Annotated in this window: 10 protein-coding genes; 1 reads left to right on the forward strand and 9 read right to left on the reverse strand. The window is 39.8% G+C overall.

Going from position 1 to position 13,577, the window contains the following annotated elements; all coding sequences use genetic code 11:
- Positions 1-13 precede the first annotated feature (13 nt).
- Positions 14-1,273 (reverse strand): UDP-N-acetylglucosamine 1-carboxyvinyltransferase, encoded by a 1,260-nt coding sequence (locus B7699_RS04720; protein ID WP_084927292.1) that lies wholly within the window; start codon positions 1,271-1,273, stop codon positions 14-16.
- A 267-nt stretch (positions 1,274-1,540) separates the two neighbouring features.
- Entirely contained in the window at positions 1,541-2,845 is a 1,305-nt protein-coding gene (eno, locus tag B7699_RS04725; RefSeq protein ID WP_000022821.1) for a surface-displayed alpha-enolase, read from the reverse strand.
- A 163-nt stretch (positions 2,846-3,008) separates the two neighbouring features.
- On the opposite strand from eno, the gene B7699_RS04730 reads away from it, so the two are divergent.
- Positions 3,009-3,455, forward strand: a complete 447-nt coding sequence (locus tag B7699_RS04730; protein WP_084927293.1) for a DUF1694 domain-containing protein — start codon at positions 3,009-3,011, stop codon at positions 3,453-3,455.
- Here B7699_RS04730 and B7699_RS04735 read toward each other — a convergent pair.
- The 7 genes from B7699_RS04735 to pulA form a co-directional block, all read right to left on the reverse strand.
- Complete coding sequence (locus B7699_RS04735) at positions 3,452-4,567, reverse strand: glycerate kinase (RefSeq protein WP_084927294.1); 1,116 nt, start codon at positions 4,565-4,567, stop codon at positions 3,452-3,454. The genes B7699_RS04730 and B7699_RS04735 overlap by 4 nt on opposite strands.
- Positions 4,568-4,575: 8 nt before the next feature.
- A complete protein-coding gene (gene serB / locus B7699_RS04740) occupies positions 4,576-5,220 on the reverse strand; it encodes a phosphoserine phosphatase SerB (RefSeq protein ID WP_020901394.1) in 645 nt (214 codons plus the stop codon).
- A gap of 58 nt (positions 5,221-5,278) precedes the next feature.
- Complete coding sequence (gene glgA / locus B7699_RS04745; protein WP_084927295.1) at positions 5,279-6,712, reverse strand: glycogen synthase GlgA; 1,434 nt, start codon at positions 6,710-6,712, stop codon at positions 5,279-5,281.
- Positions 6,709-7,848: a glucose-1-phosphate adenylyltransferase subunit GlgD gene (gene glgD / locus B7699_RS04750; protein WP_084927296.1), complete on the reverse strand. Its 1,140-nt coding sequence runs from the start codon at positions 7,846-7,848 to the stop codon at positions 6,709-6,711. Before glgD ends, glgA begins: the two co-directional genes overlap by 4 nt.
- Complete coding sequence (locus B7699_RS04755) at positions 7,838-8,980, reverse strand: glucose-1-phosphate adenylyltransferase (RefSeq protein WP_084927297.1); 1,143 nt, start codon at positions 8,978-8,980, stop codon at positions 7,838-7,840. The genes glgD and B7699_RS04755 overlap by 11 nt, the downstream gene beginning before the upstream one ends.
- Positions 8,970-10,898, reverse strand: coding sequence for a 1,4-alpha-glucan branching protein GlgB (gene glgB / locus B7699_RS04760; RefSeq protein WP_045606921.1), 1,929 nt, complete (start codon positions 10,896-10,898; stop codon positions 8,970-8,972). Before glgB ends, B7699_RS04755 begins: the two co-directional genes overlap by 11 nt.
- Before the next feature lie 315 nt (positions 10,899-11,213).
- Positions 11,214-13,484 carry a type I pullulanase gene (gene pulA, locus B7699_RS04765; protein ID WP_084927298.1) on the reverse strand — a complete coding sequence of 757 codons (2,271 nt, stop codon included), beginning with the start codon at positions 13,482-13,484 and terminating at the stop codon, positions 11,214-11,216.
- Positions 13,485-13,577: the final 93 nt, after the last annotated feature.

A 13,577-nucleotide genomic window follows, 5' to 3' on the forward strand; every position in this document is an offset into this window, starting at 1 on the left:
TCACCTCTACGGTTTATTCTTCAACAAGTGTAATATCCGCTCCTAGATTACGTAATTTTTCAATAATATCTGAATAACCACGTAAGATGAACTCAATATTTGTAATTTCAGTTTTACCTTCAGCCATCAAACCAGCAATGACAAGTGCGGCCCCAGCTCTAAGGTCAGTAGCTTTTACATTTGCCCCACGTAAACTACGTCCACCGTTATATAAAATATGGTCATTTGTAGTCGTAATATCCGCGTCCATCTTTGCTAGTTCAAAAACATGGTTTACACGTTTCTCATAAATGGTATCAATAATGGTACCACGCCCTTCCGCTGTTAACAAGAGAGGAGTAATTGGTTGTTGCAAGTCAGTAGCAAAACCAGGATAAGGAGCTGTCTTAATATTGATTGCTTTCAAATTAGACTGTTCCTCGACAAAAATGCTGTCTTCAGATACAGTCATTCGAACTCCCATTTCTTCCAACTTCGCAATGAAACCTTCTAAGTGTTCGTATAGTACATTATTAATACGAATTCCCTTACCAACTGCAGCAGCTAAGGAAATATACGTTCCAGCTTCAATACGATCTGGAATCACCTGATGACGCGTTCCGTGTAATCTTTCAACACCATCAATAATGATGATATTGGTTCCTGCACCACGGATATGGGCACCCATATTATTCAAGAGAGTAGCTACATCAATAATCTCAGGCTCACGGGCTGCATTTTCAATAATAGTACGACCACTTGCTTTAACCGCAGCAATCATCGTATTAATAGTCGCACCGACACTAACCGTGTCCATGTAGATACTTGCGCCGTGAAGTCCTGTATCTTTGGCAGATAACTTCATGTTATCTCCCTCGTAGCTGACAGTTGCTCCCATAGCTTCAAAAGCCTTAAGGTGTAAGTCAATAGGGCGAGGTCCCAAATCACATCCACCAGGTAAACCAACAGTAGCTTCACCAAAGCGACCTAAAAGACTTCCATAAAAATAATAAGATGCACGAAGACTGTTGATTTTCCCATAAGGCATTGGAATATTTTGAACACCTCTTGGATCAATCTCCAATACATCGTCATAACGCTTAACGGTAGCACCCATTAACTCCATGATTTCGACAAGACTAGCAACATCAGAAATATCAGGTACACAATCTAAAGTCACAACATCATCTGCCAAAATAATAGCCGGAATTAAAGCTACAACACTATTTTTTGCGCCACTAATGGTAATCTCACCTTGCAGGGGCAAGCCACCATTGATAACAATTTTTCTCATTTTAAATTTTTATACTCTTTCAAAATTTCTAAAAAGGTCCTACGTTAAAGTATATCATAAATTCACCCTTTTTTCTATCATTTTCAATTATATTAGCTGAATCGTATTTGTATTAACTTACCTTTTTTAAAAAGTTATGCCCCTTTTTTGCCCCCTGAACAGAAAAAAAGCCCTTCGGATCAAATCCGAGGGGCTAGAAACGTTGTTAAATCAACGGCCGAACTTTTGAATTTCAAGGTTCGGGATAAAATAGTTCACTGAACTATTTTATTTTTTAAGGTTGTAGAATGATTTCAATCCACGGTATTCAGCTACTTCACCAAGTTGGTCTTCGATGCGAAGCAATTGGTTGTATTTAGCGATACGGTCTGTACGTGAAAGTGAACCAGTCTTGATTTGTCCTGCGTTAGTTGCAACTGCGATGTCAGCGATTGTTGAATCTTCAGTTTCACCTGAACGGTGTGATACAACGGCAGTGTAACCAGCTTCTTTCGCCATTTCGATAGCGTCGAATGTTTCAGTAAGAGTACCGATTTGGTTAACTTTGATAAGGATTGAGTTAGCAGCACCTTCTGCAATACCTTTTTCAAGGTAAGAAGTATTTGTTACGAAGAAGTCGTCACCAACCAATTGAACTTTGCCACCAAGACGTTCAGTAAGAGCTTTCCAACCGTCCCAGTCGTTTTCATCCATACCATCTTCGATAGTGATGATTGGGTATTTGTTTACCAATTCTTCAAGGTAGTCGATTTGTTCTGCAGCAGTACGTACAGCTGCTCCTTCACCTTCAAATTTAGTGTAGTCGTAAACTTTACGTTCTTTATCGTAGAATTCTGATGAAGCACAGTCAAATCCGATAAATACGTCTTTACCTGGAACATATCCAGCAGCTTCGATAGCAGCAAGGATAGTTTCAACTCCATCTTCAGTTCCTTCAAAACGAGGAGCGAATCCACCTTCGTCACCTACGGCTGTTTCAAGACCACGAGATTTAAGGATTTTCTTAAGAGCGTGGAAGATTTCAGCACCCCAACGAAGAGCTTCTTTGAATGATGGCGCACCAGCAGGTACGATCATGAACTCTTGGAAAGCAATTGGAGCGTCAGAGTGAGAACCACCGTTGATGATGTTCATCATTGGAGTTGGAAGAACTTTAGTGTTGAATCCACCAAGGTAGCTGTAAAGTGGGATTTCAAGGTAGTCAGCAGCAGCACGAGCTACAGCGATAGACACACCAAGGATTGCGTTAGCACCCAATTTACCTTTGTTAGGAGTACCGTCAAGAGCGATCATAGCACGGTCGATAGCTTGTTGGTCACGTACATCGTAGCCGATGATAGCTTCAGCAATGATGTTGTTTACGTTGTCAACAGCTTTTTGTGTACCAAGACCACCGTAACGAGATTTGTCACCGTCGCGAAGTTCAACTGCTTCGTGTTCACCAGTAGAAGCTCCTGATGGAACCATACCACGTCCGAAAGCACCTGATTCAGTATAAACTTCTACTTCAAGTGTTGGGTTACCGCGTGAGTCTAGGACTTCGCGAGCGTAAACATCAGTAATAATTGACATTTTTTACTCTCCTTATGAGTTAAATTTTTTACACCTCTATAATACCTTAAAACCCCTCCTTTTTCAAGAAAAAACGTTATCTTTGTGCAAATTTTCCTTAACTTTATAAAGTAATCGCTTTCTTTTATCTGTTTTATTCTAACTTTTATGATATACTGTTTTCATGACAGATTTATCAAAACAATTACTTGAAAAAGCTCATGGTGGGCCAAAATTAAATCCAGATGAACAAAGACGCTATCTTGGCACTTTTGAGGAAAGAGTTCTTGGATATGCAGATATTGACACAGCAAATAGCCCTCAGTTAGAAAAATGCTTTTTATCTATTTTAGAAAACCTTCAGGAAAAAGCAGAACCACTATTTGTGAAGATTTCACCAAATATCGAATTTGACAAGCAAGTTTTCTACTTAAAAGAAGCTAAAGAAACTGATAGTCAAGCTACCATTGTATCTGAAGAGCATACTTCTTCTCCTTTTGGCCTGATTATCCACACCAATGCACCCGTTCAAGTAGAAGAAAAGAACCTTCGACTTGCTTTTGCAAAACTTTGGGAAGTTAAAAAGGAAGAACCAGCCAAAACATCCTTATGGAAGAAATGGTTTGGCTAAATCTTACGCATATTTAATAAACTCCCTATATTGGCAGCCGTGTGCTCCAAATAGAGACTGGTATTTTTCAAACTATCTTCTAAAGGTTCACTTTTCTCCAAAATTGAAAAAGCCGCTTGGATATTCTCAAATGGTAAGGAAGGTAAATCTTCAGCAAGACTACCGCAAATAGCAATAACAGGAACTCCGACAGGGGTTCTTTTTGCAACACCTATAGGCGCTTTCCCAGCAAAGCTTTGACGATCTAGCCTTCCTTCTCCAACAATAACCAAGTCAGCATCTGCAACTTTCTTATCAAAGTCAATCAAGTCTAGGCAGGTGTCAATTCCAGATACGATACTTGCCTGAGCAAAGGAACACAAACCGCCAGCAATGCCTCCACCAGCTCCTGCTCCTTTAAGTTTTAATGTTGCAGAGGAGACTTTTTCATAAAAATCTTGGATTGCCTTATCTACTACTGCACACATAGTAGGATGTAAACCTTTTTGTTTGCCAAAAGTGTAAGTCGCACCTTGATGACCACATAAGGGACTCGCGACATCTGCTAAAATACGAATTTGAACATCTTCAGGAATTTCATAGCGATTTTCTGTTGAAACAGAAGCTAATTTTAGTAAGGATTGACCGCAAGCCGGCAAGACATTTCCATCCCTATCATAAAATCGATAACCTAAACCAGCGGCGAGCCCAATTCCTCCGTCATTACTGGCCGTACCGCCAACGCCGATATAGATTTCTGTAATCCCTTGAGCAATGAGATGACGAATCAACTCTCCAATACCACGAGTTTGTATTTGAAGTGGATTTCGTTTCTCTAGCGGAATCTTTCCAAGGCCGACTAAGTCAGCAACTTCAAATAGTGCCAGTCCCCCTTTTTGAAAATAGCGCATGGCTTCTTTTTGTCCAAAAGGTCCTGTAACTTTGATCCATTTTTCTTCAAGGTCAATAGAATGCCAAATAGCATCTACTGTACCTTCGCCACCATCACCAACAGGACAGAGGAGACATTCTACATCTGCTATCAATTGTTGGAAGCCTCTTTTTATTGCTTCAGCTACTTGTTGAGCGGACAAGCTTTCCTTAAATGAATCTGGTGCAATTACAATCTTCATATTTTCCCTCATTCTAAACAGTCAATCAAAGGTAGAGCTTCTAAAAAATCCCTCTTGTCAACATGATGTTGTATTTCTTTTTTGAGTACCTCTTTGGCACAAAAAGCAATTCCCAGTCCTGCTGACTTCAACATTAATAGATCATTGGCCCCGTCACCGATTGCAATCGTTCTTTCTTTAGGAAGTTTTAGTTTCTCTCTCCATTTTTCCAGAGTCTCTTTTTTGACCTGGGGACTGATAATTTGTCCAACTAATTTTCCTGTTAGATGACCGTCTTTATCTTCAAGTTGATTGGCAGAGAAATAGGCAATACCGAGAGATTTTGCTAATCTATCAACTATTGGTGTAAATCCACCGGACACCAGACCAACTTGAATGCCATTCTTTTGGAGAATGGAAATGAATTCCTGGGCATTTGGAGATAGATGAATAGAGTTGAAGACTTTATCAAAGATCGAAATAGAAAGGCCTTCCAACAAGGAAACTCTTTTTCTTAAACTGCTTTCAAAGTCTATCTCTCCTCGCATTGCCCAACTTGTAATCTGAGATATTTCCTCCTCACGACCTACCTCTCTTCCCAAAAGATCAATCACTTCTTCTAGAATTAAGGTTCCATCAACATCCATAACACACAAGCCTTTTACTTGAGACATCAGTTCTCCTCTCTAAACAGCCCAAAAATCGTATGAAGCCATCATACGATTTTATCTATTAATTAACTAAACTATGGTACAAGTCAAGGTATGACTTGCAGGCTGTATCCCATGAGAAATCACACTCCATGGCTTGTTTTTGTAAGTTTCTCCAAACGTCAGGATGATTTCTATACAAGTCTAATGCTGTTTGGAAAGTCCAATTCAACCAGTAAGGTGAAAGATTGTCAAAGCTAAATCCAGTACCGTTTCCTTCGATTGGATTGAAAGCGCGAACGGTATCTCGTAAACCACCAACCTCATGAACCAATGGCAAGGTTCCGTAACGCATAGCCATCATTTGAGACAAGCCACACGGTTCAAAACGACTTGGCATGAGGAAGAGGTCACATGCAGCGTAGATTTCTTGAGCTAGTTTGACATCAAAAGTGATATTTGCTGATAGCTTGTCTGGGTAAATTTGAGCAAACCATGAGAAAGCTCCTTCAAAGGCTGAATCACCAGTTCCCAAAAGAACAATCTGAACATCTTCTTGCAAGATATGGTGCAGACTTTCCACTACCACATCAAAACCTTTTTGACGTGTCAAACGAGAAACAATTCCCACCAGAGGAACATCAGCTCTAACTGGCAAGCCAACTCTCTCTTGTAATTTTGCCTTATTCTTGGCTTTTCCAGACAAATCTTCCTGATTAAAATGATAGTCTAATAGGGTATCGGTCTGAGGATTATAAAGGTCAGCATCAATCCCATTCACGATACCAGAAACTTTACCAGACTCCATTCGGAGAATCTGATCCAAGTTACATCCGAACTGGCTAGTCATAATTTCATGAGCATAACTAGGTGAAACAGTTGACACACGGTCTGCGTAAAGAATTCCAGCCTTCATCCAGTTCAGACAGTTATTCCAGCGAAGGGTCCCATCAGCGTAGCGTTCAAAGCCAACTCCAAACAAATCCCATAACATTCCTTCTGAAAATTGTCCTTGGAATTCCAAATTATGAATAGTTAAAACAGTTTTTATTCCTTGATAGGCTTGAATCCAACGGTATTTTTCCTTTAACAAGAAAGGAATCATAGCTGTATGGTAATCATGAACATGGAGAAGGTCAGGAATAAAGTCAATCCTTTCCATAGCCTCAATGGCAGCCAGTTGGAAAAAGGCAAAGCGTTCTCCGTCATCAAAATCACCGTAAACATGACCACGGAAGAAATAATATTGGTTGTCAATAAAGTAGAAGGTTACACCGTTTAAGACGGTTTTCTTAATTCCACAATACTGTCTGCGCCAACCAACACTCACCTCAAAATGAAGAACATCTTCAATCTGATTTCCAAATTTAGCCTCTACCATGTCATAGTAGGGTAAAATTACTGCAACTTCATGTCCCGCTTTTACAAGTGATTTAGGAAGAGCGCCAATGACGTCTCCCAAACCACCTGTTTTTGAAAAGGGTGCGCCCTCTGCGGCTACAAATAAAATTTTCATGAATGAATATCCTCTGTTACTTTGCTACCTTTCTTAACGACGACTGGATGTTCTGCAGTTCCACGGATCACAACTCCATCCGCAACTTCCACACCCTTGTCCAAGATAGCGTATTCTACCTGAGCACCTTCTCCAATAACAACACGAGGGAATAAGATGCTATCTTTAACCAAACTATCCTTATGGACATGAATATTACGTGATAAAACAGAATTAGCCACTTGACCTTCAATAATACTACCAGAGGCAAACTGAGAAGTGCTTACCTTAGATGTATTAGCATAATAAGTTGGCTCTTCGTTTTTTACCTTTGTGTAAATCTTTTGGTTTGGAGTAAATAGAGAGTAGAATTTTTGAGATTCAAGCATATCTTTATTAGCTTGGTAATAAGACTCTACAGAATGAATATTTGCCAGATAACCTGTGTACTCGTAGGCAAAAGCCCCTTCTTTTGCCGCCAAATCCCGTAAAACATAACGCAATTTCTCTGGATGTTCTTTCTTAGCTTCTTCTTCTAAGCGTTCAATCAACCAAGGTGTATCGACGACAAAGATATCTGTGGACATATTGTAAACTTCATCTGATGATTTACTATCAAAGAGTTTATGAGAACGGACATGGTCTGTTTCATCCACTTCTAAGATTGCATTTACTTCTGAAATATCTTTTTTAGGTAGTTTTTTATAAACTACAGTGATTGGACCTTTTGTTGTAGTGTGTAGGTGGAATACTTGGTTCAGATCAATATTAATCAAAACATCACAGTTAAGTGACACTGTTTGGTTTGAGCCGGAACGTTTCAAATAAGTAAGAAGCTGTTGGTAGTATTCTTTTCCAACTGTACTACTTTCCACACGGGTATTGTAAATACCTAGATAGTAGTGGCTAAGAAGAGTTGACAAGCCCCACTCACGCCCTGAACGGATATGGTCAAAGACTGAACTGATATTGTCTTGTTGGAAAATACCAAAAATACTACGGACACCAGCATTAGCAAGACTTGAAAGCGGGAAGTCAATCAAGCGATATTTACCACCAAATGGCAAACTAGCTACTGGACGGTGGTCTGTCAGTGTTGACATATCATGAAAACCAACTGTGTTTCCTAAAATGGCAGAATATTTATCAATCTTCATCTGTTGCTACCCCCACTACTTCATCATATCCTACAACTTGTACTTCTTCTGTTCCATCAATTTCGACACCATCAGAAATAACTGCACCTTCACCAATAATGGCACGTTTGATTTTAGCTCCCTGACCAACAATTGCACTACTCATGATAACTGAATCTACTACTTCTGCCCCTTCGCGAACTTGCGCACCTGTTGAGAGGATAGAATGTTTAACAGTTCCATCTACGAAACAGCCATCAACAACCAAGGAATCTTCCACGTGAGCATTTGCCCCAAGGAAGTTTGGTGGTGAAATTAAGTTTCTTGAGTAAATCTTCCATTGACGGTTACGGCTATCCAAGGCATTTTCTGGTGAAATATATTCCATGTTAGCTTCCCAAAGAGACTCAATCGTACCAACGTCTTTCCAGTAACCATTAAATTCATAAGCATAAACACTTTCACCTGACTCAAGGTAATTTGGAATGACATTTTTACCAAAGTCTGACATATCGACATTGCTCTTTTCAGCAGCAACGAGCATATTGCGCAGACGTTGCCAATCAAAAATGTAAATTCCCATAGAAGCTTTGGTAGATTTAGGTTGAGCTGGTTTTTCTTCAAATTCAACAATACGATTGTTTGCATCTGTATTCATGATACCAAAACGGCTAGCTTCCTTAAGAGGAACATCAAGAACTGCTACTGTCAAACTAGCATTATTATCCTTGTGAGACTGGAGCATATCATCATAGTCCATTTTGTAGATATGGTCCCCAGAGAGAATCAAGACATACTCAGGATTGACACTATCGATATAATCAATATTTTGGTAAATAGCGTGGCTAGTCCCCTCAAACCAACGATTTCCTTCACTTGCAGAATAAGGTTGAAGAATAGAGACACCAGAATTGATACCATCTAGTCCCCAGCTTGAACCATTCCCAATATGGTTGTTGAGAGCAAGTGGTTGGTACTGTGTAATGACTCCAACATTGTTGATGCCTGAGTTGGCACAGTTTGAAAGAGCAAAGTCAATGATACGGTAGCGCCCACCAAATTGCACTGCTGGTTTTGCGATGCTTTGAGTGAGTTTACCGAGACGAGTTCCTTGCCCACCAGCAAGAATCAAAGCTAACATTTCATTCTTCATTTTCTACTCCTTTTTGGTTTTTACTTGTGACGGTTTTAGTAGGTTTCAAGCGACGTTTGATTTTCCAAACACTTGCTCCCATAGCCGGTAGGGTAAAGGTCAAGGTCTGCTCATAATCTTTCCATAGTCCTTCTTGCGTTTGCACAGTTTGATTATGTTCTTTCCAAACGCCTCCCCACTCTTCTAACTCAGTATTCCAGACTTCTTCGTAAATCCCTGCAACAGGAAGTCCGATTGTAAAATCTTTTCGTTCAACAGGTGCCATATTAAAGATACAGACTAACATATCATCCTTCTTCCCCTTACGGATGAAGGAAAGAACACTCTGGTCTCGATTATCCGCATCGATGATTTCAATACCATCATAACTATTATCAATTTCCCACAGACAGCGGTGGTCTTTATAAAACTGGTTTAGCTGAGAAGTGAAATACTTCATCTTAGCATTCATTGGATCTTCTAGGTTAGACCATTCCAACTGTTCTTCAGATTTCCATTCTAGAAATTGCCCATATTCACTACCCATGAAGAGCAATTTTTTACCTGGGTGACAAATTTGGTAAGTGTAGAGATTGCGCAAGCCTGCGAATTGATTGTAGCGATCTCCCCACATCTTGTGCATCATACTCTTCTTGCCATGAACCACTTCATCGTGTGAGAATGGTAGGAGATAATTCTCCTTGAAGACGTACATAAAGCTGAAAGTCACCAGGTTAAAGTCGTATTTACGATAAATCGGATCTTCTTCGTAGAATCGGAGGATATCATTCATCCAACCCATATTCCATTTATAGTCAAATCCTAGACCATCTGAATCCTTAGTGTCAGTAATCTGAGTAGCTGATGAACTTTCCTCAGCTATCATCATAACGTCTGGATGAACTAGTTTAATCACATCATTCAAGCGTTGAAGGAAATAATAACCTTCATAGTTGAGATTGCCACCATCTTTATTAGGAGTCCATGGAGCATCATCGTAGTCAAGATAGAGCATGTTGCTAACCGCATCCACGCGAATACCATCTAAATGATAAAAATCAATCCAGAACTTAATACTAGAGATCAAGAAAGACTGGACTTCATTCTTTCCAAGGTCAAAATTAAGTGCTCCCCAACCGTAGTTATGAGCCTTATTATGGTCTTGGTATTCAAAAGTCGGTGTTCCATCATAATAAGCCAAGGCATCATCATTAATAGTAAAGTGACCAGGTACCCAGTCTACAATAACGCCTATATTGTTTAAGTGACATTCCTCAACAAAATCTTGAAACTCTTCAGGACGACCATAGGCATGCTCTAAAGCAAAGTAACCCATAAGCTGATAGCCCCAACTCAAACCTAGTGGGTGAGACATCAAAGGCATAAACTCAATGTGAGTATAATTCATCTCAACCAAGTAAGGAATGAGTTCATCTTTCAATTGAGCAAAACTATAGGGGCTGCCATCAGGATTTCTCTTCCAAGAGCCAGCATGAGCCTCGTAAATATTGACAGGACGCTCTTCAAAGCTCAAACGTTTTCTACGAGCTAGCCAAAGACCATCCTTCCATTTCTTTTCTGGAATATCTGTTAAAATAGCACCAGTCCCAGGTCGTGCCTCATACCGTACAGCCAAAGGGTCAATCTTCATCAGCTGATGACCATTTGCACGCGTGATATGGTACTTATAAATTTGGCCTTCTTGAGCAAGACTGGTAAAGACTTCCCAGACTCCAAATTCATTCCGTTCCATCGGAATTTGATTTTCAACCCAATTGGTGAAATCCCCTACCAAGTGAACAGCCTGAGCATTAGGCGCCCACACACGAAAAGTATAGCCATACTCTCCATTTTTTTCTTCCCTATGAGCTCCCAGATAGTGCTGGAGGTGAAAATTTTCACCTGTCACAAAGGTTTCTAAAGCTTGTTTCTTATCCATACACCCTCCTAAATCTGTAAGCGTTTTCCATAGATTTATTATACTACCTTTTTAGGGAAGATTCAAGTAAATTACGGAATTTGCAAAAAAATCTTTTGAAAGTCTTCAACAAATTCACTGATGTGTTCACTTGTAAATCAATAAATTTTCAGAAATGATTTGAAAACGAATTGTTTTTTTAATAATACTATCATAAAGTTCGTTATTTAGCTAACAAAAATATAATTTTAAGTAAAAAAAATAAATCAGGAAATGAATCTCCTGATTTTATTAACAGATAAAGCACCACAAATGAATTTAAATTGTAAATCTATTCTACAAAACTTTAAAGACGCTGGCACTGACGCCACCAACCATGTCTTTATCACTTAAATGGCTATTGGTCACCAATAGTTCTAGATTTCCAGCATTTTCAAACTGGAAGTCTTGCCCTTTAGCATTAAATGCAACCAGTAAATGTTCTTCCCCTTGAACCTCATAAACAATCCAACCACTATGTTCATGGGCTGAATGAACAAAAACATGATGGTAAATCTCATCATAAGTTGGGTAAGAAAAGGCACTGCTTTCTGTCTTCAATCGAATCATCTGACGGATAAACTCAATACTATCTTGACGCTCATTAATCAAGTCCCAGTTCACTTGATTCACACTATCAGGAGCATTATAGCTATTCATAGCACGTTCTCTATCATCATGGGTCAGCTCACCAGTCGCAACCAGTTTGGTACGACCAAATTCTTGACCGATTTCCATAAAGGCCATCCCTTGCATGAGTAGGTTCATAGCTGTGGCTGTCTCAACCTTGCGCATGATTTGTTCTGAACTTTGGTCTGGATGTAGTGTTGCCAACAAATCGTGAAGATTGTAATTGTCATGGGCCTCTACATAGTTAAGCACTTGGTTTGGATGTGTATAAGTACCTAATTCACGACTGCCTAGAATTGCTTTGGCTAGAATTGGCTCTGTCGCAGCACCACTAACAAAACCTGACTTGATAGCACCATAAACTTCTCCACCTTTGACAGCATCACGCTGATTGTCATTAAAGAAACCAATATTTGGCATCTGGTAGGCATTGTCTTTCTTGGCCTTATCATAAGGTGCAAGACCTGTTCCCATATCCCAACCTTCTCCATAAAGGATAATGTTAGGGTCGATTTCATCCAAACTCTGACGAATCATCTGCATGGTCTTGACATCATGAATCCCCATCAAATCAAAACGGAAGCCGTCAATATTGTATTCCTGCACCCAGTATAGGAGAGAATCAATCATATATTTGCGGAACATTTCGTGTTCACTGGCTGTCTCATTTCCAACACCCGTTCCATTCTGGAAAGTACCATCTGGATTCATACGATAATAGTAATCAGGGACAGTTGTTTGGAAAGGTGCATCAACAACTGAGAAGGTATGGTTATAAACCACATCCATAATGACACCAATACCCGCATCATGATAGGCTTGAACCATGGTCTTCAAATCACGAATGACCTGTGCTGGATCCTCTGGATTAGTTGAAAGGCTCGTTTCTGGTGCGTTATAGTTTTGTGGGTCATAACCCCAGTTGTAGGTTACATTCCCATCTGCATCATACTCTTTATGACGATCTGCAATTGGTTGCAACTGAACATAATTGTAGCCCAGCTTCTTGATGTAATCAAAAGCAGTTGACTGACCGTACTGGTTAACAGTTCCAGACTGGGCAGCACCCAAGAAAGTTCCTCGAAGATGTTCATCCACACCTGAGGTCGGTGACTTGGTCAAATCACGAATGTGCATTTCACAAATAACTGCCTTACACGGATTAGCCAAGCGCCAAGTAGCCTCAGAACCATGCTTGACCTCAAAGTTTGCAACTTGCTTTTCTGCATGACTTAGAATAGCTGACCGTTTGCCATCAGGACTGGTTGCAATCGTGTATGGGTCGCGTGTCAGTGTTTGGTGATGAGGGAATTGGACTTGATACTGATAAGCCTTACCAGTTAAATCTTCCTCAACATCCAAACTCCAGACACCGATTGTATTGTCTTTATGGTTATAAGAGTAGCTATTGCCTCTTTCCATCTCAAAAGTCTTCCAAACAGGAGCATCGTTAGCAGCAGATTCGTAAACGACAACCTGCACTTCTGTCGCTGTTGGAGCCCAAAGAGAAAAATGAGCCTGATTATCCTCTACACGGCACCCCAATTCCCCTTGGTAACCCCAATGATGGTCAAAACTAGCACTGTTAATGGCCTTATCAAAGGCAAAAGGATTTTGATTCTTATAGAAAGGACTGGCAATAGCAGGATTTTCAGAATAATAAATCCTATCATCCCCTTCCAAAATCCAGACTTCTGTTAAAAGAGGATAGTGATTAAAACGGATAGCATACTCTTTACTAGTTTGGCCTGTATGAACCACAAAATTCAAGCTTTCTAGGGCATGAGCACTTGGGTGTTCAAAACAAAATAAGGCGCCAAAATAATCTTCTTTGTAGGTCAGCAAATCAATTCGTTGATCCTGACTTTTTACAAAAGAGCAAGTATCGTATTCTCCATTCTTACGATGGTAATGAATGCGCATAGGGTAGTTATACATTTTTTATTTTTCCTTTTTACTTCTATTTTCTTTCTATTTTTCTAATAAATTCTTTACCGATTTTGTCCCGATTAACAAACATAGTCATATTAT

The organism is Streptococcus mitis (assembly GCF_002096835.1).
Lineage (GTDB): Bacteria > Bacillota > Bacilli > Lactobacillales > Streptococcaceae > Streptococcus > Streptococcus mitis_W.